This window comes from Sinomicrobium soli, assembly GCF_003285545.1.
Classification (GTDB): domain Bacteria; phylum Bacteroidota; class Bacteroidia; order Flavobacteriales; family Flavobacteriaceae; genus Sinomicrobium.
The window spans coordinates 136,029-158,206 of record NZ_QLNV01000002.1 but is presented as its reverse complement, the minus strand read 5'-3'; the positions used below and the strand labels follow the sequence as shown (position 1 = coordinate 158,206).

The following is a 22,178-nucleotide window of genomic DNA, read 5'->3' as shown; positions in this document are numbered from 1 at the left end:
TTCTGCTTCGGGTATTCTTGTGCTTCACGGAGTTTTCCGGTTTGCCTTACGGGCTTGCCAGGAAAAGTGTCGTGTCGGTTACTCCTTTTCCTCTCCGTCGGCCTGGGCTTTTTGTTCCGACTGGCTTTTCTGGTTGGTCAGTGCCTGTTTGATCTGCCTGGCCAGGTTAAAGTTCGGAGCCAGGGTCAGTGCCTGGTCTATGAGTTGTATGGCTTCATCTATATTGGTCTTGTCTTCATTGTAAGTAAGCAAACCCTTTTCGTAGGTCAGTGCGGCTTTTATCGGCACTTCATAAGGAGGTTTACTTTCGTAAAAGGGCACCTTCATGTCGTCTTCGGCATTCTGAAGTCCGTAATCTATGTTCTTTCGGGCCTCGTCCAGTTTTCCGATCTGCAGGTTCAGGTCGGCCAGTTCATAAGCGAGAAAGGCATCGGGCTTTCTGTCGAAAAGTATTTCGTACTGTTGTACGGCCAGTTGCGGCTGGTCGAGCGATTTCAGGGAAAGTGCCTTGATGTCTACGGCCATGTCGGATGCGGCGGCATCTTTTTCGGTGCCGAGAAGGTTAATGGCCTGCATGTATTGTCCTGAATTGGCATAGAGAAAGGCCAGTGTATCTTTTCGTTCATCGGAAGGGGCGATAACATACAGGTGCGTAAGGGCGTTGATGGCTCCCCGGATATCTCCCTGTACCCTCATCTGCTTGTAGAAATCTTCGTAGTGCTTTTTGAGATCGTTTTGTCCGTTTGCCATGAGAAATGATGAGAAAACGGCCAGAATTGCAATTTTTTTCATAAGATGCGATCGTATTAAGGTTTCCAAAACTAAAAAAAAATAGCATTGGAATGTACAGAAACGATCTAAATTTTATCCTTCCGGCCGGCTCCGGGTATTGCCCCGGGTCACTTTATGTGTTTTTTCGGTCATATTCCTGGAGGTATGGCAACTGTATTCCGGCTGTTTTCCCGCTCTGCGGCCATCTTCTGCTTACGGTCTTCCCGGCCCGGAAAAACCTGTCTGCCGGGCGGGAATGCACTCAGATATCCCTTTGAAATTCATATTGCAGGGTATCGGACAAATACGCCGGGGATATGATCTTGCCGCGTACCGTTGTACTGCCGGAGAAGTCCGGCGGGACGAGCCCGAGTTCTATGGCTTTTTCCGTGTAGTATGCTTTCCGGGACGGGTGCCTGGGGTATGTAGCATTAAATGTCATGCCCCACTGTTCCTGCCGGAGAATCTCGCGGATGATGCCGATACAATCGTCCCGGTGAATGAGATTTACCGGGGCCATACCATTGGGGATCCCGGTTTTTCCCGACAGGTGGTATACCGGTTGCCGGTCCTCTGCTATCAGTCCGCCGAAACGCAGTATGGTGGCCCTGTTGCTGTAATTCCTTATCAGCGTCTCACAGGCCAGCAACTGTTTCCCGCTTTCCCTTTCCGGCTCGGGCCGGGTATGTTCGGTAACGGTGGTATTGTTATCGGCATATACCGAAGTACTGCTTATAAAAAGTATTTTGTCTGTCCCGTTTTCGTCCAGGGCTTCGAGTACCGTGCTGATCTTTTGTACAAAACTCCCGCTTTCCGCCTTTCTCAGCCGGGGCGGAAGGGCAATAATGAGCACATCCGCGCTGCGCATAAAATCTGAAAAAGGCCCTTCGATACCGTTTCGGGATACCCGTATGACAAAGGGAACAATACCTTTCCTGACCAGGTCTCCTGTCTTTTCCGGCGAAGTTACCGAGCCGTTCACGGTATCTCCTTTCTGATGTAATACGCTGCCTAAGGGTAGCCCCAGCCATCCGCAGCCTAAAATAGCTATTTTCATCTATACAAAAAATCATAAGCCATTGGTTTGGCTTTGTTTATATTGGTTAGTATTGGCCATTTTTGCTAAATGCCCATTATGGGCTTTCATACGGGTTGTTAATGGCCGAAATTTACGGTTTTTCGAAGGATAACGGCATCGTTGAGTACAAAAGGTTTCGGGATATGGCCTTCGGGCCTGGGAGCTACCGAGAACAGGGGGTGTTCCAGGAGGTCAAAGGACGACTCGTACAGGGTGAGCTGTGGTTTTTCGCCCGGGGGCAGGCGCAGTTGTATTTCGGTGTATGTATCACCGGTAATAAAATGGGAGAAAAGCCGTTCACCCCTTCGCTTGTCCTCCAGGTAGGCAGCAGGCAGTGCAGCACCGTTTACCGTACAGGAAAGGATGATGGCGGCGGAGAAGACATCGAGCCGGTTTACGTGCCGTTCCGGAGTGATGCAGACCTCTATGAGACGTTCGTTACCTGCAACGGTGTCGTGCAGTATCTCGACCTCCGGGGGAAGGATGTTCTTAGCGGGGGCCTCTGCCGTATGGGTAAATGTATTGAGGTACTTGCTGCCGAATGTCACCCAGGTGGTATCTGCCTTCAGGCTGTCCTTTTGAGGAAAATAGGAGGAGATCCATTTTCCGGGAACCTGGTCGTAGGTAGCCCAGTGGGCTTTCCCGGTATCGGTGTCCAGCAGGTATACCAGGCTGTCGGGCCTGGGATGTTCCTTATCAAAATCCGAGGTGGTATGGGCCACGGTTAGAAGTACGGCAGCAATGACTGCCGTGAGGAGTGCGAGTTTATGGTTCTGGCGGTAAGAGGCGATGACCGGGAGCAGGAGTACAAAAAGCAATACGGTAAGCAGTGTGGATGCCACGATCATTTTCAGTCCGAGCCCTACCGGAAACATCCGGATCAGGGGAGAGAACAGCCATATGGCCGGCAGGGCCAGCAGCGTCATCAGGAGGATCCGGGGCTTTTCCCGGCGGATAAGGGCGAATAAGGAAAACAATGCGAAATATACGGGTATGATAAAAAAGGAGGCCCCTTTCAGATAGTGCCCGAGGGCGGTACAGAGCAGCAGCCAAACCAGGATGGGAACAACGAGCAGATTGGCAGCTTTAAGCTTTCGGAAACCGTGATACAGTATCAGGCAGATTGCCGTACTCAACAGGGCAAATGCAGCGATATAGGTGTGGCCGTTATAGGGAAACCCCTGAAGGATGTCGGCATATCCCGGATACAGGCTCAGCAGTACCGGCCAGCTGAAATATCCTGTAAGTCCGCAGAGGAGCAGGGCGGAGAGGAAGGGAATGGCCCCCCGGAAAATTTCACCGGCACGGAGTACTTTCTTCCGGAATCCGTAAACGAGAGCACCTATAAAAAGAATGAGGGCCAGTATATTCACAGGCCATATCCAGGAGAAGGGATAATGTATGACAACGGCCCCGGGAGCGTTAAAAAAGACATGGTCGCGGTCATCTTTCAGGTTTGCTATATCCGAATCGGCAAAAAAGCGGAGCAGGGGCATAAGATAGGCACCCTGATGCTCGAGAGTGGTCCGGTCGAGCCTCGGTCCGGTATCCAGTGCGGTATGGTAATCGTAGTGGTCATCTATGAAGGCAAAGTTAAACCCATCGATATCGCCGTCTTCGCGAAATACGGTCAGATCGGTGTCATTGGGGAGTATTTTATAGACGCTGTACATCAGCGAGCTGGCTACGGGATAGCGGGGGCGTGCCTGGGCAAAGGCTTTTATGAGCCCGGAATTCCCCCTGTTGGTCTCCGGAAGCATGAAGCTGGGGCCCCCGCTGCCCCGCGCCTCGAAATTGAGGACGAGTTTTACCTCTTTGGCTACGGGATGCCGGGAAACAAATAATTTTGCACCGTTGAGCCCCAGTTCCTCTGCGTCGGAAAACATGATGATAATGTCGTTTTCCGGGGCGAGACCTTCCGAAAGATAGGCTCTTATTCCTTCGAGGATCGCAGCAACGCCACTGCCGGCATCACTGGCCCCGAACGACGAATGCGGGGCACTGTCGTAATGTGATAACAACATCAGGGCATTGCCATTGCCGCTCCCTTTTATCGTAGCGATAATATTATCAGCTTTACTGATATTGCCCCAGTTTCCCGAGGTGTAACCTTCCTGTATCTCCGGGGCCAGACCGAGTTTTTCCAGTTCGGAGACCAGGTAGTCCCTGACTTCTTCATGGGCTTCAGCCCCGACGTAATGCGGTTTTTTCGATATGGCACGTACGTGAAGCAGGGCCCGTTCTGTGGAAAAGCTGTTTTCGGGAGCATTTACCTTGGTATAAGCCTGTGGCATTATACTGTAGAACGACCAGTACACGGCGGCACAGAGGAGCAGTAGTGAAAGCGGAGCAGCGTAACGTTTCATGGATGTAGCCCTTTAGAGATTAGTGATTTCAGGTTACAAAATACGAATTATTATGTGGAGTTGGAGGTGTGAAGCACGGAGCCGGGACCGGCACTGTGGTTGGGATGACACTGTCTCTTTTCTTAGGGATATAACCTGATTATTGTAATAATATGTTATTTTTTTATGATTTATTATGTTTATTTATTAGTATAATTAATTAAAAATTGTTATATTTATTGTTTAACCCGATAAACTAAACGACCATGGCAATTAAAAGTTTTCAAGGAGCAAGGGAGGAAATAAAGAGAGATTATTTCCATTCCATCAATGTGGCGGATCACATGACGAGGAAACTGGTGACTTTTTCACCGGAACAGACATTACTGGAGGTAATGGAGGGTTTTATGAAGAACAGGATTACCGGTGCCCCGATTGTGGATGACAGGGGAAAGCTTATAGGAATCATTTCCGACAGTGATTGCATGAAGCAGATATCCGAGGGGCGCTATTTCAATATGCCGATATGCGACATGACAGTGGGCAAATATATGTCTACGGATGTCATGACCATCGCTGCGGATGCCAATATTTTTGATGCGGCTTCACAGTTTTACCGGACCAGGCACCGTCGGTTTCCCGTGGTGGAAAACGGGTATCTTATCGGGCAGATCAGCCGGAAAGACGTGATGCTGGCAGCGCTGCGTATCAGCGGGCATAACTGGAGATGATCTTATAATTGTTTTACCAGCATGTAAAGGTCGTTCCCGAGGGGCAGGTATCCCAGGTCGTACAGGAAGTAATAGGTTTTACCGTTCCTGGTGGTGTAGGTATGTGTAAAATACCCGAAATCAAACCCTCTTTCCAGCAACCTGAGCTTGGTGGTCCTCGTCTTGTCCTGCGGGTTTAATGCTGCCAGTATACGGTAATTTTTTCTCAGTTTATTGTTAATACTTCTCATGAGGTTCCTGCTGTCCCTGTTGAGCCTGTTGTTATAGGAGTTCCTGCAATAGTCTCCGCAGAACTTCTTGTCCATACGCCCGGAAACAGGCTGTCCGCATTCAAGACATTTTCTTGCCGGCATTGAGTTGTAGTTTTTAAAGAAAATTACTACAATATATAAAATAAAATCTTATTCTAAAAAAGAAGGTTGGTTATGTGGTTAAAATTTACTTTTTTATTTGGTAAGTCTCCGTCAGGATAAGCCGGATAATTCCTGATGGCGCCAATAAGTTCTGCGTGTTATTGCTTAACGAACCTTCTCACCACATATACTCATAGAAACCGGTCGGTCTCTAACAGAAACCAGTCGGTTTTACAGCTGATAAGGGATGCGATCGTTCCGGCATACTTGTTTCCGCTGTGCTCAGAAGGGCCGCAGTCGGGTTATTTTCATTCAAGGGCTTCGTATTTTCTTATGATAACCTGCTCCAGGGATTTATAATACCGTTCCTTTTCTTTTGTCAATTTCTTTTCGAGATTAAAACTATCCTTGACAATCGATAATAACTCTTCTTTGCTCTTTAGGACGAATAAGTCACAAAACTCAATATTCAATTCCTGGCTTATCAAATATATCTTGTCCCACGGACTGGCGTGTTCATATCTTTCCACTCTCCCTATCATTGTAGGGTTGGAATCCAATCTTTCAGCAAGTACAAACTGTGACAGGTCCTCTTTCAACCTGGCCAGCTTTAAAACACATCCTATCTGCACATTTAACAGGTCCAATTCTGCCTCACTGTATCTTCTCATACAGTAAAATTTGAGAAAAATGATATATTTATTCGATACATATTTGTATTAAAAAATTATTTTGCTATATTTGGTCCTTATTGCATAAATTGCGAAACTTCTAAATGGAGCAAAATATTAGAAGCTATTCGCTTTGAATCTTGTATCAGAAAACTGGCACTTTTCAAGCACACAAGAGGATAAGTCGAAGGCTCACGACCCGGGCGTGGGCTCTCTTATCTGTGTGCGGGTATGCCAGTACCTCTGATACAATAAGTTGAGTTCCACGCCCACTTTTTTGGTGGTGTTTTTAGTACTCTTCTTAGCCAATAACCATAACACGTATTAATACCCGTGTATTATGAAAATACCAACCAAAAATACTGTTACCATAATGTTCAACTACTTGGTCTCTACATTCGATCTACTCTTTAGGAAAAAACCTAAAAACCCGGTATAAACTGCTCTTAAACAGTATCTCCCTGGCACTATTGATCGGCGATTCTTTTTTGCTACGGGATACAACCGGCTTTGATTGTATTCCATATTTTAAAATTTTGTTCAGGCGGGATATAGGATTTTCTGTAAAAGTTTCTTTGTTCAGGTGAGAACGACGCATAAGGAAAAGTAACAACCAAAACCCAAACAGACCTTCGTTTAATAACATGCTATACCAGGATTTGCGCAACCTGAGGTATAGCCACTTTATATACTAACACTCAAAACATTTAAATTATGAAACACGCAACATTAGCAGGCCTGTCCTGCTGGTGCTCCATAACTATTGCCTTGATTTTACTTAACCTACCAGTGCCAATTAGGGCATCGCTGCCTTTGCAAATAAATAAACAATACTTAGTGACAGGAACAGTTATCGATGAGAGCGGCTTGCCGCTTCCAGGGGTTAATATCATTATAAAGGGAACGAAAAGTGGCACTATGTCTGATACAGATGGAGCATTTAGTTTACGTGTCAGCTCTGCGGACATTCTTGTGTTTTCGTATGTAGGATTTAAGAAAATAGAGGTTTCTGTAAATGGGCTTGAGGTTTTGAATGTACAAATGGCAGAGGATGTCGCCTCCCTGGATGAAGTGGTGGTAAACGCAGGGTACTACTCCGTAAAGGAAAGAGAGAGGACGGGGAGTATAGTGCGCGTCACTGCCGAGGATATCGAAAAGCAACCGGTAAATAACCCTCTTGCGGCTCTGCAAGGTAGAATGACGGGTGTGGATATCCGGCAAACTACCGGGATACCGGGAGGTGGGTTTAACATCCAGATACGGGGTAGGAACAGTATTGCAGCCGGGAATAACCCGCTGTATATTGTTGATGGGGTTCCGGTGTCTTCAGAACGATTGGACTCTTATAGCAGCATATTTCCGTATGAAATAGGTGTCGATCCCCTGAATACTATTAATCCCAACAATATACAGAGTATAGAAATATTAAAAGATGCCGATGCCACAGCCATTTACGGTAGCCGTGGGGCTAACGGGGTGGTGCTGATAACCACAAAGAAAGGAAAGGCCGGCAGAACCCAAATAGACATCAATGTACAGACGGGTATAGGAGAAGCCTCCAATAAAATGAAATTGCTCAACACAGAGCAGTATTTGGAGATGCGCTACGAAGCCCTGGCCAACGACGGGGCGGAGCCTGTAAAAAATATAGATCCCGACCTGTTACTATGGGACCAGAACCGGTACACCGACTGGCAGGAAAAACTCTTTGGCGGTGCGGCAAGCATTACCGATATCCAGGGTTTTGTATCCGGGGGTAACCAGCAAACGTCATTTCGTTTTGGTGGTGGAGTACGCAAAGAGAACACCGTATTTCCGGGAGACTTCGGGTATCGTAAGATCATGGGGAGTTTAAACCTTTCGCATAGGTCGGAGAACCAAAGGTTACGTGCCGAACTATCCATTACGTATGGTAAAGATAAAAACAACCTCTTTAATAATAACCTGGTGGAAAACGCTTTAAAACTGGCCCCTAATGCACCGGGCTTGTATGATAACGAAGGAAACCTGAACTGGGAAGTCAACGACGAGGGGATTACTACCTTTCTGAATCCCCTGGCGCCCATGCTGAATACCCAAGAGGTATTAAGTAACAATCTTATCGTTAATTCGGTTTTGTCTTACGAACTGTTAAAGGACCTACAGCTAAAGGTAAGCGCAGGGTACACAGATTTTAAACAGCACGAAACCATATTGACTACCAAAGATTCTTATAAACCAGAGCTGAGACCCTATAGAGACTACAGCCATCGTCGGCTTAACCAGGAAGGAAATTCCTGGATTATAGAGCCACAACTCAATTACTCTAAAAGTATTAAGAATTCAAACTTTGACTTTCTCATAGGCGCTACCTGGCAACGGAGACTAAATGTTGTCTTTGGAATAGATGCTTACGGGTATAGTAGTGAAGTTCTATTAAACAATATTAATGCCGCTTTAGAATCTTCCATTTTAAGAGATTTTCAAAACGAATATAAATACAATGCCATATATGGTCGAATAGGGTATAATTATAAAAAGCGTTATTTTATTAACCTTACCGGGCGTAGGGACGGATCATCCCGTTTTGGACCAGGCAAGCAATTTGCCAATTTCGGGGCCGTAGGAGCAGCGTGGATATTTTCCGAGGAAATTTTAATTAAAAATACGATTCCTTTTTTAAGTTTTGGGAAGATCCGGGGAAGCTATGGTACTACCGGTAATGACGGGATAGGGGATTATGGGTTTTTATCTACTTATAGTGCTATAACGCAACCTCTCAATTTCCGAGGAAATGGTGGGTTATATCCTACCCGGCTGGCAAACTCGGATTATAGCTGGGAAACCAATAAAAAACTTGAAGGGGCTTTAGACCTGGGCTTTATAAAGGACCGCATCCTGTTATCTGTAAACTGGTACCGCAACCGCTCTTCCAACCAGTTGGTAGGCTACCGCTTACCCTATATTACCGGGTTTAATAGTGTACAGGCCAATCTACCCGCAACCGTACAAAACACGGGTTGGGAATTTCAGTTAACCACAACCAATATCCGGTCTCAGGATGTGGCATGGACGACCAATGTAAACTTGACCATTCCAAAAAATAAATTGGTGGATTATCCTAATATTGAAGTCACACCTTATGCAAGCACATACGAAATAGGGAAATCCTTAAACATCCGCAAACTATACCAATTTCAAGAGGTTAATCCTGAAACCGGTTTGTATGAGGTGGTGGATATTAATGAGGATGGAAGATATACCATAGATGACCGTGTAGCTATTATAACTATGGATCGAAACTATTATGGTGGATTTCAGAACACCTTCAATTATAAAGGATTTAGGGTGGATTTTCTGTTGGAATTTGTCAAACAAAAAGGGCTTGGAGAATTAGGAAATTATTTTCCAGGTTTTACCCCAGTATATGACATTGGAGGAAATGTGCCCATAGAATTTATAAAGAGATGGCAAAAAAGTGGAGATTTAACAAATGTGCAAAAATATAGCCAGGCTGCGTCTAATCTAACTCCATATAATTTGGCTCGTGAAAGTACTTTGAATGTAGTGGATGCTTCGTTTATCCGGCTGAAGAATATTTCCCTGGCATATAATTTTCAGGGACAACTATTAGAAAAGTTAAACCTGAATCAGTTGGGAGTATCCATACAGGCACAAAACCTTTGGACCTGGACCAACTACTTTGGTCTGGACCCGCAATCTCCGGGTTCTCGTACGACCTTGCCTGCTTTACGTATGGTAACTGCCAGTGTACATCTTCAATTTTAATCGGAATAGTTATGAAAAATATATATAATACCATCGTTAAGATGTTGACTAAGGTTCCATACCAAAACCGGTTCCGGACCATTATACTGGTAATACTCATCGTATCCATGCTGGTCTCCTGTAAAGATTTTGTACAAATAGATCCACCGGATTCGGAAATAGTCCAGGAAATGGTCTTTACCAGTGATGACGTAGCCCTGTCCGCTATAGACGCGGTATATCACAATTTACAGTATTCCGGGTTCTCCAGTGGGAGAACAAACAGTATAACAATACTATGTGCAGCGACAGCAGATATATTAAAAAGCTTTAATACCAATCCGTTTTATGAAAATGTGATAACTTCTGATAATGCTACGATCCTTTCGCTATGGAGTTCTCTTTACCAACGGATTTATGAAGTTAACGCTATTCTTGAAGGCATTGAAAGTTCATCGTCTTTATCTGAAACGGTCAGGAAGCAGTTACAAGGCGAAGCCAAATTTATACGGGCCTTTAGTTATTTCTACCTGGTTAATTTATATGGAAGAGTTCCCTTAATTACAGCTACGGAGTACCAGTCCAATGCGGTAATGCCCCAAAGCGATCCTTCTGAGATTTATAAACAGATTGTTGCAGATCTAACCGATAGTGAAACACTCCTGGACAATGACTATCACGGAGATTTACGTACCCGGGTCAATAAAGGTACGGTACGGGCTATGCTGGCCAGGGTGTATTTATTTATGGAAAACTGGGAACAGGCGGAGCGTTATGCGACAATGGTCATTAACGATCCGTTATATACCCTCCTCCCGGATCTGGACCAGGTGTTCCTTAAGGAAAGCACGGAAACCATCTGGCATTTATTACCGGTAGACTCCCGCTATAATACCTGGGAAGGGTATTATCTTATCTTAGAACAAGTGCCCAATAGCCAATTCTCCACCAGCTTAACGGATTCTTTTATGGCGTCTTTGGAAGAGCCGGACCTGCGAAAAACACATTGGATAGGAGAAGTAGAAGGCATATCCGACACCTATTATTACCCTTACAAATATAAAGTCAAGCTGGATAGTAACCTTTCCGAATACTCCGTAGTATTCCGGTTAGCCGAACAATACCTGATCCGGGCAGAGGCACGGGCCATGCAAAGTAATCTGACGAATGCCATAACAGACCTCGATGCCATTAAGGAGCGGGCAGACCTGCCGTTGATAGCCGATACCCATCCTGGTATTGACCGGGAAGAGCTTTTAGCCGCAATATGGGAGGAAAGGAAAAAGGAACTTTTTGCCGAATGGGGACATCGCTGGTTGGATATAAAACGGACCGGGAATATAGATGCCGTATTATCCGAAGAAAAACCCAATTGGCAATCCTACCAGGCCATGTTTCCCATACCACAACATGAATATTTGAACAACCCGAATTTGGAACCCACGGATGGGTACGCCTACTAATTGAAAGCATTGTATGAGACTCAGAGTAAATTTTCTTGTAGGACTAAGTATGCTACTGCTTTGGAGTAGCTGTAAGGTATTTATGTCTAACGAAATTGGGGAAGACTTTGTAAAGATTGGTTTTGACACTACCGAAATGAGCTATCCCAATGTGGATATCTCTCCGGATGGAAAGACGATATTATTTGATGTATTGGGTGATTTATATACGGTTCCAGTAGAAGGAGGCACAGCTAAATTATTACTGGGGGGAGATGGCTCCTGGAATGTCAAGGCTAAGTATTCTCCGGATGGTACACAGATTGCTTTTTTAAGTGACCGGGATGGTTCTATCGGTTTATGGACTGTTCATAGCGATGGCTTGCACTTGCAAAAACAAAAAAGTGCTATGCCTAAAACCTGGCGAGATATCCGGGTATTATGGAGTGCTGAAGGATATTTGCTGGAGTATGAGCATGGGCAGTGGTCTAAGTTAACAGAAGGAAGGGCTGATAATACAAGTTTATACATGCCCTCTAAATATGACCCTATGATGTATAGAGGAGGTATAATATCTCAAAACGGTACTATATATTTTAGTGATGGTCATACTATTTTTGGTTATAATATCTCTACCGATAGTGCTCTTGAAGTTTCGACAGTTTGGCAAGATCAAGCTGAATCTGGCTTCATAAAAGATTTAATAGTAGATCTTTCCGGTAAATACATGGCGTTTTTGCAACGTTTGGAAAACGGAGATTTTGCCCTTAAAGTTCTTGATATAAAGGAAAAAACAACACGTAACCTCCTGGATTCTATTTCGCGTGATCTGCATTCTGGGTATGGATTTACAGGAGATAGTAAATATATTGTGTTAGGTTATAAAGGGAAATTATTAAAGATTAATATACAAACCGGGCAACAATCTGTAATACCGGTAAAAGTTCCGGTACGGAAGACCATACGTCGCCGGCTAAGACCAAAAAAAACGGAACGGATTGCGGATACAGCAAGTATTCGATCCCGGATTATACGCTGGCCCACCTATAATAAAGAGAAATCGATATTAGCATATAGTGCCTTTGGTAAAGTATATATCACAAATACGGATACAAAAGTAAGCAGGAGATTAACCGATAGCAATAGCCTGGAATATAGTCCTGCCATTTCTCCGGATGGCCAATGGGTTGCGTATGTAGCATGTGATGATTTTGGAAATGGCAATATTATGTTGATACCTTCACATGGTGGCACTCCGAAACAACTAACAAACCACAAGGGAAAATATACAAATTTAACTTGGTCTCCCCAAGGCGATAAACTGGCATTTTATTTTAATAATACATCATTTGACAAATACATTAAAGAGAAAGGAGTTAAAAATTTGGATTTATGGTTAATGTGGATGCCTGCTTTTGAAAAAAAACCTTCTTTTCAAGAAATAATAAGGGTACAACCTATAAATAATACACATGGCAGATTTTTTCCTTCAATTACTTTTTCAACTGAGGGTAATCAGGTTTATTCATCCACTGCGGCTTTTACGCTTGGTTTAAAAGGGAATGGAGCCATTTTATTCACAGCCAATCTGGAAAGGACAGACATAAAACCTTTAATAGAAGTTCCTTATGCTGATGAACTATTGGCATCCCCTGGAGGAAAGCATATAGCCATTATAAGAAATGACCGGATTTATATAGCTGATATTCCAGAGGATGGTACAATGAAAAGCTGGGAGGAGATGAATCCGTATGCCTTAACTTCCATGAATGGGACTCATGTCAACTGGATGGATGAGCACACACTTCTTTGTGCCAATACGAATAAGATATATATGAAGTCAATAGAGCATCCAAAAAAAAATGCAACACTACTGGCAGATATTGATATTCGGGCACCCATAGATATGCCCCAAGGGTCTTATGCTTTAACGCATGTGAGAATCCTGACGATGAAGAAAAAAGGAAAAATAATAGAAGATGGAACTATTCTGGTAGAAAATAATCGCATTATAGGAGTAGGAAAAACTAATAAAATACATATTCCGAAGGATTCGAAAGTATTTGATCTTGAAGGAAAAACAGCCATTCCGGGATTGATCGATACACATGCCCATTACCTCAGAAGTGGTGTAGAACTTTGGCAAAGTCAAAACCGGGACTTAATTGGTAATCTCGCCTGGGGGGTAACCACCTTTTATGATCCTTCTATTAGCGATTTAGAGGTCTTTGGCTATTCGGAAATGGTCAAAATAGGCTTAACATTAGGACCAAGAATCTATTCCTCCGGAGCTCCTATTTTAGGGCTCCAAGTCCTGCCTGATTTTCTTAAAATATCTTCTCTACAAGATGCAGAGCGATTGATAAAGGAAAAGAGGAAGTACCACCCCAGTCTTGTTAAAGAATACTTACAAAAGCATAGAAATCAACGGCAATGGTTACGGAGAGCAGCCAAGGAGAATGGTTTAGGTATTACCTCGCATTATGGTTCCGGTTTGGAGACCACTACCATATATGATGCTTTAACAAGGGTCGTAGACGGTTATACAGGAATTGAACACGAAGTATTTAAGGGAGCTATTTATGATGATATCATATCTTTTATTGCAAAAAGTAAGGTTCATTATACACCAACGATATGTATAGTGCATACGGCACATAAGGATGGTATTTTCTATGCCAAAAAGCATAAGGAATATAATAAAAAAATATTGGCTTTTAATCCAAAATTTTTATGGGAAGATGCTACTGCAAGCGCTTTTGGGCAGCAAAAATATAAGGATAATATCGATATTTCGAGTAACATATTAACAGATATTGTAAGAAAGGGAGGGAAAGTAAGTGTTGGCGGGCATGGATCGCTACCCGCTGGATTATCCACACATATGGAACTTTGGGCTTTTACCGAAGGGAAGATGTCGGAATTTGAAGCATTATACTGTGCCACCTTACGAGGTGCGGAAAAATTGGGGCTGGAGAAAGATCTCGGCTCTATTGAGCCGGGTAAATTAGCAGATATGGTTATTTTAAAAAATGATCCTTTAGAGGATATTCATAATACGGCAGACATTCAATATATCATAAGTAATGGGTATATTTATGAAGGAGAGACCATGACACGTATTTGGCCATCCTATAAGAAGCTTAAGCCTTGGCCATGGAATGAAGGAAATAAAGAGGGAGATGAGCTATAATTTTTTTTTATGGAGAAAGGAGCCTTTTTCGTTTTAGGCTCCTTTCTGAAGTAAACCTAATTTTGATTCAGAATGTATTAAGGCTCAGTAATTTCAGGAAGAATATCAGATGTTGAATGAAATACTGCTTGAGCACAACCAGTTTCCCATACATCTTTCACTCCTTCAGCTCCTTTATCTACTCGACACTGAAATGATTCAACTCTGTCACATGGTACATTTACATTCTGACAAGGAGGTGTTAGTACATTACTTATGTACTGGTAATCTGTTTGCGCTGTTGACGAAATCGCAAACGCTCCAACGATAGCGATAGCAAACATGGCTACGCTTAACATCCAATTTTTTGTTTTCATAATGTTTAATTTTTATGTTAATACTATGCCTACTTTCTCTCAGGTGTTCAGCGAATCTCCTGATTCCTCCGGATGAATATTGTTCAGTTCCCTTTGCGGGAAGTATTTTTTATTTAAAGTATAGGTAACGATATGGTGCTCGTATTGGGCTATGAGCTTGTTACCCACAATCCTGAAATCCCGGGCAGACCTGCCGTTATATCCCGGCAGGTAAAAACTAAAACGGTATGCGCCCTGTTCCAGGCCATACACATCGATAACCGAGGAGCGGCTATAAAGGTCTTCATCATCATTCCTTCCCATGATCTTGGAGTTTACCAACAGGAAATTTCCTTTTGTTGTGCTGTTGCCATTCACCATTTTCGGCGGAGCTGCCAGCATGTGGGTCTTTCCTGAAGAAACATGCACCGGGTTGAGTTGTACCCGGCTAAAGGTGTCAATCGTTTTACCTTCGTAAATCAAGTTTAACTCCGGGTCGGTCACCAGGAACTGGTTACGGTAATAATAGACATACACCACCTGGTCCCGTTCCCGGTTATAGAGCAGGTTACCGTCTACATCAAAGACACCGTCTACCTGCTTTTGTAGCAGTGAGGCGAGGTTTAGGTACGGCGGAACATCCTGTAAGGTTCCCAAAACGTATTGCCGGCTACTGGCCTGCATGGCCCTTATGACAAAGTTTTTGGGCCCGGTAGGTACTATTTTGGTAAAATAAGCGCTGTCAACCATAAACTTTTGGACTTCCCATTGCCCCAGCCTTCCCCGGAACAGGCCGGGCATTACTCCATCGGTCAGGTAGACATAGGGGGCTTGTATTTTAAAGGAAGGAGAGCGGAATACCAGTCCATCCCCATTTTTAATACGTACACTTATATGAGTAGTATCGGTAAGTGTGGTATCTATGCTTAACAAGTGTAAAAAGCTGGTCACGTTCCCCAGGTAAAGCCTGTCGTCTGTAGTACCGGCAATATAATAGGAATTGTACTGTATATCCAATACCGTATCTTGGATTATGGCATCGGCCATAAGTGCTCTGCCTACACTGTAATCCCGTTGTAACCGGTCCGGCTTGTTGTCGGCAAGCAGGAATAGTGTAGCTATAATGAGGACACTCCCTATAGGAGCACTGAGTATCAGGTATAGTGTCTTGGTCATCATCGCAGTTTTGGTGTTAAGGAGTTAAAGGAAAATTTGGAATCCATATTTTTATCATTAACCAGGTAGATGCCTGTAAGAGCTAATCCTACGAAAATGAGGTTAAAGACAATATGCTCGATCCATCCCAGTTTTTCCAGGATACCCCCGCAGGAGCAGGGCACATGGCTACTGAAATTGAGTACCGCAATAATATATACGGTAAACAGGGTCATGAGATAATAGCTGGTATACAGGGCTAAACGTCGCATGGATGGAAAGACCAGTAAGACGGCAATGGCTATTTCTATAGCAGGAACCATAACGGCAATAATACCCGCAAAATCCGTCAGTATAGGAGACTGCCCCAACTGGGCCTTAAACTTACCATAATCTGTCAGCTTACTTACCGCTGCATACACAAACAGCAGGATAAACAACAGGCAGATCATCTCTACCAAAACTTTCTTATAACTGATCGTCCACAGTTTCATAACGGGTAGTTTAAGGTTTGACTTTTTTCGTTGAGATAAAATTAGGACGGGAAAATGTTAAAATTGGTACTCGATCGGGTACTTGTAGTACCCGATAGGGGAAAGTTTTGTAAGAATTCGATTTTTGTCCTGATTTGGTTTAAGAAATACCTTTCAATATGGGTTAATAAACCTATTATTACGGCATCATGATGTTCGATATTTTGGGAGTGAGATACGTATAAATGCATTTAAATCAGCCCTTTTTTACGGGCCATAAGCACCAGACTGCGATCGGATTCTCCCTGGATGCCGAAATAGGCTTTCAGTTTCCTTTTACGTTTAACGATTGCGGACCGGCCGATAGGGAGAAGAAGTACCAGGTCGGAGAGTGATGCCCCTTGCGAGAGTTCGTATAAAATATGATAGTCCCATTTATCCAGGTGATGGCGATGACTTAGATCTTCATGTATCACCTTTGTCACGACGGGACTGAAATAAGGAGGGTGTAGAATAATTTGGCGAAGTACCATAAAGGCTTTACCATGAGATAGATCTTCATCTACCAGAAACCCTTCCGGTACGATATCTTCTAATATGACCCGAATATGAAACGGATTACTGTAGGTAGTCGCTATAATGATCTTGGTCTCCGGAGAGTGTTTACGGATATACCTGGTGAGTTTTGTACCGTATTTTATGGTGCTGTTTGTGATCTGCGGAGGGTGCAGGAATACGAATATGTAATCTATAGTGTGTAAAGAAAATGTATGTTCGAGTATCTGTGGTGCCTGCTCCATGGTGTCCACTTCAATAAAATTAAAGGACATATGTTCTCTGTTTCCTATGCGAAGTAACAAATTACGGAGCCCCAAAGTCAGCAGTGGGTTATCACCTATAAGTACCATATTGTAGTGATCTTTTTGGGTATTCATGGTTCAACGGTTAACGAGGAAAAGGACACCAAAAACGGGAAAACGTACACAAGTATCCTGTCCGGGAGCAATACCATCTAAAGAGATTTATCCTTTGGGCGGTATAAAGATGTAAAATATAGCCCGGTCAATGTATGGCCTATAGGAAGTATTTTTTAACCTGGAGTGTTTTTTTCTGAAATTCCTGGATGAAAAATCTTATAAAGGCTTTACCGAAGGTCACGTCAATCATATGGACGAACCAGCTTTGAGCTGCTAAGAAAAAAGGTGATTCGCTCTCAAACCGTATAGCTCCCCCAAATTTGACGAAGAACCGGTCGCTCCGAAATACCCATATGCATTTTAGTACATTTTCCTGTCAAAGGCAGTTATGAGTTTGCAACCTGTAATTAAGAACTGCAAAGAACTACCAACTAAAGGAAAGAGAAGATAACGCGTACTTTTTTCATAAAAGGGAATAAAAATGCCCCGATACCTGTATCGGAAAGGATAGGTGGTGTGGAGAAAACGGGAAAATATTTATTTGATGACCAGTTTCCTGGTAGAGGTATTGTTGATCTCGGTGACCTTGATAATGTAGATCCCCGAATTGAGTTCGGAGACATTAAGGGTCTTGCCGTTGATCCTCGTGCGCAGTACTTCCTTGCCCAATACATCGTAAATTGAAATTTCCTTGGGGAGATTTTTCCGGGAATGTATGGCTACGGTGCCCTTGGTTACCGGGTTGGGATATAAACGGAGATCTTCTATGTCTTTTTGGGGAATAGTATCCTTCCCGGGCCTGGTAAGTAACGCCCTGTAATTGGTATATCGCTGTTTCTTAGCTACTTTCTCCTGGGAGTACCCGGAAAAGAAGCATGCGAACATCAGAATAAGTAGGTAAATTTTTTTCATCCGCCAACCTTACATATACTACAAATTTATTAAAAAATAAGTTTTGTGGTACTAATATTTTGTTAATAGCGTCACATTTCCGGTGGAAATAGGTTGGGATTCCGGCAATGACTTTTGCTTTTTCCGGTCAAAGCATTAAATGCATTGTGCAAAAATAGTCCATATTATTTAAAGAATGCAAGATATAATGAAAAAAATCGACCCCGTTCCGGTAAAGCCGGAACGGGGTTTCATATAGCTGTTGAGGCAATGGTGTTGCCCTTATCACAACGGTTTTATTTCTGATCGAGGTCGAAATGCCTGACTACTTCATTGTAATCCCTGAGATTGAGGTCTTCCGGGGTGAGGTTGCGGATGGCTTCGGGGTTTATGGCTATGATCTCCAGTCTGGAATAACTGAGTTCCTTACCGTAGGGCTTCATGCTCTTGTCTTCCTCAACTTTTATTTGAAGGCTTGTTTGCCGGGTTGTTTCGCCTATTGGGGAAAACTGGTGGTATACCTTGTATTGCAGATCTTCACGTACTCCGGGAATGGGGTACCATGTTTGGTTTCCGGAGGTCTGGTAGAACGGAAGATAGAGCCAGAATCCGTTTTCGGGTATCTCTTTTACGGAATCGGGAAAAGTGAGCTGAAGCTCCAGGCTGTCGCGGAAAGACTGGTTTTCAAAATTGAATACGACAGCGTCGTTGCCAATCCGGGTTTTGGGCATACCGGTATTGTGATCGTCGTCGTTGGAGCAGGCGGTAAGGCCCAGACTTAAAAGAAGTATGCCGATGTATATGGTGAATGTTGTTTTCATGATATAGAAGTTATTGTTTTTTATTTGTTCAAATGTTTTTTGGATCGAAAGTTTAAAAGCTTTCCCGGTATCTTATGAGAATAACCTATAGACAAGGTTAGCAGGAGTAGGCACCCCGAATAATAAATTTTTTGCATAATTTTTTTATGGTTAAGTGCAACTAATTTCAGGAGTATATTCTCATTGAGGGTTAATAAAAAGTTGTTTTAATATTAAAAGGTTAAAACAAAAAGAGACTACCTTTTTAGAAGACAGTCTCTTAGTGTTTTACTGAAATTTCTTGTTTGTTAACTCAGAAATCAGCTTTTCTGTTTTATACTTAATACCCTGTGTTTTCTGTAATGTATCAGAAGCTATAGCTATAGCCGATAGAGAATTCCCTCCCGGGTGAGCGGAACGAAAAATTCTGGTTTTCTGCACGGAACGCCTCGTATTGACTTTGCCGGTCATCGCCCAGCAGGTTATCTGCCTTGATACTTATTTTGGAACGCTGTTCTTTACCCAGGGTTTTTGAGAAATTAAAGTTCAGGCTGTTGAACGGCATGGTATATACGTCGGGATTTAATCCTGCCGAGCCTACGACCTCAAGGGTTTTGCCCTGAACGTTATAAAACAGGCCGCTTTCCAGGCCTATTTCATCTTTTTTGTAATTGAGACCTATATTGATCAAATAGGGGGATTGTCCTTGTAGTTCTCTTTCTTTTTCTATGGTTTCCCCTTCTTTCGGATAAAGGCTCCGGGCTTCGTATTCTTCCTGGGCCATGTCTATTTTAGAGTCTATTAAAGAGACGTTCAGATTTAAAGACAGGTCTTTTAATCCGTCTGTGATAAAACCGAAGTGTTTACGTGCTTCGAGTTCTAATCCCATGACCTCGGCAGAAGGTGAATTCCGGGGGGTGTAATTGGTCGGAGCCGTACTGTTGTAAGCTACGATTTCTATGGGGTTTTTAAAATATTTGTAAAAACCGCTGATGGCAAACATTTGTGCATCCTGGCCAAATAATTCCCATCTTAAGTCAAGATTATCTATTTTGGAAGGAACGAGGTCCAGGTTTCCGATAAAAATCAATCCGGTAAGGAGATCAGAGATCTCGACCAGTGATTTTTCCTTAAAACTCGGGCGTGCAATGGTCCTGGAGTACGACCCGCGCAGGTTCATGTTGTCATTTAGTTCATATATCAGGTTAGCCGACGGGAACAGGTCAAAATTATCTGAAACTGTTTCATTGTCCAGTTCTCTTGTTCCGTCACTGTTTTGCCCGGTAAATATATGGGTAAAATATTCCCCTCTTAACCCGACCACGGTGCGCAGCTTATCCAGGGGTTTGAATTCACCGGAGATATAAAGGGCCCCTGTGTTTTGGCTGGCATCAAAGGTATTGGCCGGCTGGGGATTACCCCGGATATACGAACCGTAGTTGGTTTCGGGGGTCCAGATATTTTCCGGAGCCAGGATGGCATTGGGATCACCATTAAAATCTCCCGTACCGAATTCACCGGGCACAGTTCTGATCCCGATATCATAGCTGTAAATACCGTAATCCCTTTGTTTGTAACTGTATAGTCCTCCGAATTTCAGTACGGACTTTCTGTCGAACAGGGAGAAATTTTTAGTAAAATCTATTTTCCCCACAATATTGTTCTCTACCAGGTCCCGCCAGAGCCGTACCGGATACCCGGCATCCGAACTTATACGGTAGGTACCGTCGTCATTGGGGATAAAGGTAGTAAGCCTGGCATCCTTGTCCTGAATACTGGCCCGTGTAGGGGCCACACTCCATTCTGTGGTAAAGGAGGCATCCTCACTGGAATGTTTACCGGAAAATAATAGATTGGTTACGGAACGCTGCTTATATTCAAGATAGTGTTTGGTGACCCTGATCTGATTGGAAATATTTGTGGCCTGATTGTATAAAGAAGCCTGGCTTTCCCCGTTTTGAAGGTGGAGCACATTGAACCGGTATTTTGATCTTCCCGTCTTATACGAAAGGCCGGCCAGTCCGGAAAGGAGTACGTTGTTTATTCCGAGATCTCCAACTCTTCTGCGGTCATATCGCATTTCGTACTCATCGGCCTCATTCCGTTTTTGATAGACTCCTTCGTCGAAGTTTTCGTAGAAGGAAGTAGTGTTTTTATAATCTAATGAGGCTATAACCCCTAATGTATTGCCGTTATTCAGGTTGAACTGATTACCGTAGCTAAAGCTCAAACCTAAATTGGGCATGGAACTTTTCTGCTTTGTTCCCATATTGCGATCGAAAGACCGGCTAATCCCTTCCAGGGTACCGTTATCAGAAGGAGGGATAGGGATGTTGAGATTGGATGAAACAGGCAATTTGCGTGTCCCGTCGTCAAAACCGAGAAAATCAGTATTTCCCCCTTCATAGGTCAGGTAATTATCTTTAAAATGCATATCGGGATTAAGTCCGCCCGATACCGAAAACGACATCTGTTTTGAGGAAGGAAAGTCCTTGGTTATAATGTTTACAACCCCTCCGGTAAAATCCGCAGGAAGTTCGGCAGCAGCAGATTTCTGGACAATAAGATTTTCCAGGATGTTGGTAGGAAAAATGTCCATTTGTACGGTATTTTTATCGGGATCCAACCCCGGGATATCCATTCCGTTCAGGATGGATTTGGTGTACCGGTCGCCTAAACCACGTACATATACATATTTACCTTCCTGTACCGAAACACCGGGTACCCGTTTTACTGCGGAAGCAATATCACTGGCCCCGGTTTTTTTTATTCCTTCCGAAGAGAGCCCGTCTAACAGGGTAACAGAATTTTTCTGAAGGCCAAGTACCGAAGCTTCAGTGTTTTTCCTGGAGGTTGTGGTTACAACTACTTCTTCCAGGGTAGTCGAAGAAGGGGTGAGGGTTACATTCAGTTCTACGGTCTTGCCGGGTATGATCTCCACTCCGGTAATTTCCTTGGTTTCATAGCCCAGAAAAGAGAAGACCAATGTATGGCTTCCCGCTTCAAGTTCCAGGGAGTAAATTCCGTCAAAATCAGAAGTAGCCCCGGTGGCGGCGCCTTTTAATACGACATTGGCAAAAGGCAGCACATCGTTAAATTCGCCATCCATAATTTTTCCCGTAACCGTGCCCGACTGGGCAGACATCAGTTGGGTAATGGCAGAAATAACGACAATTGAAAAGAGTTTCTTCAACATTATGTTAAGTGATAATTTTAGTTTTTTAATTAAACAAAATGTCCAAAGGCAGATATTCCCCTGGACATTTTGTACTGAAA

Annotated in this window: 16 protein-coding genes; 4 read left to right on the top strand and 12 right to left on the bottom strand. The window is 43.5% G+C overall.

All coding sequences use genetic code 11. From position 1 onward, the window contains the following. Window positions 1-78 precede the first annotated feature (78 nt). The 3 genes from DN748_RS02665 to DN748_RS02650 all read right to left on the bottom strand — a co-directional run bounded on the left by DN748_RS02665 (window position 79) and on the right by DN748_RS02650 (window position 4,215). Window positions 79-792 carry a tetratricopeptide repeat protein gene (locus DN748_RS02665; protein ID WP_112370221.1) on the bottom strand — a complete coding sequence of 238 codons (714 nt, stop codon included), beginning with the start codon at window positions 790-792 and terminating at the stop codon, window positions 79-81. A gap of 241 nt (window positions 793-1,033) precedes the next feature. Then, window positions 1,034-1,828, bottom strand: a complete 795-nt coding sequence (locus DN748_RS02655; protein WP_112370219.1) for an NAD(P)H-binding protein — start codon at window positions 1,826-1,828, stop codon at window positions 1,034-1,036. A 98-nt stretch (window positions 1,829-1,926) separates the two neighbouring features. After that, window positions 1,927-4,215: a M28 family peptidase gene (locus DN748_RS02650; RefSeq protein ID WP_112370218.1), complete on the bottom strand. Its 2,289-nt coding sequence runs from the start codon at window positions 4,213-4,215 to the stop codon at window positions 1,927-1,929. Between the two features lie 245 nt (window positions 4,216-4,460). Between DN748_RS02650 and DN748_RS02645 the strand changes: the two genes are divergently transcribed. After that, complete coding sequence (locus DN748_RS02645; protein ID WP_112370217.1) at window positions 4,461-4,925, top strand: CBS domain-containing protein; 465 nt, start codon at window positions 4,461-4,463, stop codon at window positions 4,923-4,925. A 2-nt stretch (window positions 4,926-4,927) separates the two neighbouring features. Here the strand turns inward: DN748_RS02645 and DN748_RS02640 are convergent, their stop codons facing one another. Together DN748_RS02640 and DN748_RS02635 are read right to left on the bottom strand one after the other, a co-directional pair. Next, entirely contained in the window at window positions 4,928-5,278 is a 351-nt protein-coding gene (locus tag DN748_RS02640) for a hypothetical protein (RefSeq protein ID WP_112370216.1), read from the bottom strand. 308 nt (window positions 5,279-5,586) lie between these two features. Then, the gene (locus DN748_RS02635; protein WP_112370215.1) at window positions 5,587-5,949 is read right to left on the bottom strand and encodes an XRE family transcriptional regulator; all 363 of its coding nucleotides are present in this window, start codon (window positions 5,947-5,949) and stop codon (window positions 5,587-5,589) included. Window positions 5,950-6,663: 714 nt separating this feature from the next. Here DN748_RS02635 and DN748_RS02625 point away from each other — a divergent pair. From DN748_RS02625 to DN748_RS02615, 3 genes are read left to right on the top strand one after another with little or no spacing between them, the layout of a single operon-like run. Next, window positions 6,664-9,717 (top strand): SusC/RagA family TonB-linked outer membrane protein, encoded by a 3,054-nt coding sequence (locus DN748_RS02625; protein ID WP_112370213.1) that lies wholly within the window; start codon window positions 6,664-6,666, stop codon window positions 9,715-9,717. Window positions 9,718-9,728: 11 nt separating this feature from the next. Further along, window positions 9,729-11,159, top strand: a complete 1,431-nt coding sequence (locus tag DN748_RS02620) for a RagB/SusD family nutrient uptake outer membrane protein (RefSeq protein ID WP_112370212.1) — start codon at window positions 9,729-9,731, stop codon at window positions 11,157-11,159. A gap of 13 nt (window positions 11,160-11,172) precedes the next feature. Beyond that, window positions 11,173-14,331 carry an amidohydrolase family protein gene (locus tag DN748_RS02615; RefSeq protein WP_112370211.1) on the top strand — a complete coding sequence of 1,053 codons (3,159 nt, stop codon included), beginning with the start codon at window positions 11,173-11,175 and terminating at the stop codon, window positions 14,329-14,331. 77 nt (window positions 14,332-14,408) lie between these two features. Here DN748_RS02615 and DN748_RS02610 read toward each other — a convergent pair whose 3' ends face one another. The 7 genes from DN748_RS02610 to DN748_RS02580 form a co-directional block, all read right to left on the bottom strand. Beyond that, entirely contained in the window at window positions 14,409-14,687 is a 279-nt protein-coding gene (locus tag DN748_RS02610) for a DUF6520 family protein (protein WP_112370210.1), read from the bottom strand. Window positions 14,688-14,726: 39 nt separating this feature from the next. Continuing rightward, window positions 14,727-15,845, bottom strand: a complete 1,119-nt coding sequence (locus DN748_RS02605) for a hypothetical protein (protein WP_112370209.1) — start codon at window positions 15,843-15,845, stop codon at window positions 14,727-14,729. Beyond that, the gene (locus tag DN748_RS02600; RefSeq protein WP_112370208.1) at window positions 15,842-16,315 is read right to left on the bottom strand and encodes a MauE/DoxX family redox-associated membrane protein; all 474 of its coding nucleotides are present in this window, start codon (window positions 16,313-16,315) and stop codon (window positions 15,842-15,844) included. Before DN748_RS02600 ends, DN748_RS02605 begins: the two co-directional genes overlap by 4 nt. Window positions 16,316-16,545: 230 nt before the next feature. Next, window positions 16,546-17,229: a hypothetical protein gene (locus DN748_RS02595; RefSeq protein ID WP_112370207.1), complete on the bottom strand. Its 684-nt coding sequence runs from the start codon at window positions 17,227-17,229 to the stop codon at window positions 16,546-16,548. A 519-nt stretch (window positions 17,230-17,748) separates the two neighbouring features. After that, entirely contained in the window at window positions 17,749-18,123 is a 375-nt protein-coding gene (locus tag DN748_RS02590; RefSeq protein WP_112370206.1) for a T9SS type A sorting domain-containing protein, read from the bottom strand. Between the two features lie 275 nt (window positions 18,124-18,398). Next, window positions 18,399-18,923 (bottom strand): hypothetical protein, encoded by a 525-nt coding sequence (locus DN748_RS02585; protein WP_112370205.1) that lies wholly within the window; start codon window positions 18,921-18,923, stop codon window positions 18,399-18,401. A gap of 346 nt (window positions 18,924-19,269) precedes the next feature. Continuing rightward, window positions 19,270-22,098, bottom strand: a complete 2,829-nt coding sequence (locus DN748_RS02580) for a TonB-dependent receptor (protein WP_112370204.1) — start codon at window positions 22,096-22,098, stop codon at window positions 19,270-19,272. Window positions 22,099-22,178 lie beyond the last annotated feature (80 nt).

Excerpts from the sequence above, each read along its gene's own strand:
- DN748_RS02625 (WP_112370213.1), top strand. The coding sequence starts at position 6,664 with ATGAAACACGCAACATTAGCAGGCCTGTCCTGCTGGTGCTCCATAACT.
- DN748_RS02600 (WP_112370208.1), bottom strand. The coding sequence starts at position 16,315 with ATGAAACTGTGGACGATCAGTTATAAGAAAGTTTTGGTAGAGATGATC.
- DN748_RS02595 (WP_112370207.1), bottom strand. The coding sequence starts at position 17,229 with ATGAATACCCAAAAAGATCACTACAATATGGTACTTATAGGTGATAAC.
- DN748_RS02615 (WP_112370211.1), top strand. The coding sequence starts at position 11,173 with ATGAGACTCAGAGTAAATTTTCTTGTAGGACTAAGTATGCTACTGCTT.
- DN748_RS02665 (WP_112370221.1), bottom strand. The coding sequence starts at position 792 with ATGAAAAAAATTGCAATTCTGGCCGTTTTCTCATCATTTCTCATGGCA.
- DN748_RS02590 (WP_112370206.1), bottom strand. The coding sequence starts at position 18,123 with ATGAAAAAAATTTACCTACTTATTCTGATGTTCGCATGCTTCTTTTCC.
- DN748_RS02655 (WP_112370219.1), bottom strand. The coding sequence starts at position 1,828 with ATGAAAATAGCTATTTTAGGCTGCGGATGGCTGGGGCTACCCTTAGGC.
- DN748_RS02580 (WP_112370204.1), bottom strand. The coding sequence starts at position 22,098 with ATGTTGAAGAAACTCTTTTCAATTGTCGTTATTTCTGCCATTACCCAA.
- DN748_RS02605 (WP_112370209.1), bottom strand. The coding sequence starts at position 15,845 with ATGATGACCAAGACACTATACCTGATACTCAGTGCTCCTATAGGGAGT.
- DN748_RS02620 (WP_112370212.1), top strand. The coding sequence starts at position 9,729 with ATGAAAAATATATATAATACCATCGTTAAGATGTTGACTAAGGTTCCA.
- DN748_RS02610 (WP_112370210.1), bottom strand. The coding sequence starts at position 14,687 with ATGAAAACAAAAAATTGGATGTTAAGCGTAGCCATGTTTGCTATCGCT.
- DN748_RS02650 (WP_112370218.1), bottom strand. The coding sequence starts at position 4,215 with ATGAAACGTTACGCTGCTCCGCTTTCACTACTGCTCCTCTGTGCCGCC.
- DN748_RS02645 (WP_112370217.1), top strand. The coding sequence starts at position 4,461 with ATGGCAATTAAAAGTTTTCAAGGAGCAAGGGAGGAAATAAAGAGAGAT.
- DN748_RS02640 (WP_112370216.1), bottom strand. The coding sequence starts at position 5,278 with ATGCCGGCAAGAAAATGTCTTGAATGCGGACAGCCTGTTTCCGGGCGT.
- DN748_RS02635 (WP_112370215.1), bottom strand. The coding sequence starts at position 5,949 with ATGAGAAGATACAGTGAGGCAGAATTGGACCTGTTAAATGTGCAGATA.
- DN748_RS02585 (WP_112370205.1), bottom strand. The coding sequence starts at position 18,923 with ATGAAAACAACATTCACCATATACATCGGCATACTTCTTTTAAGTCTG.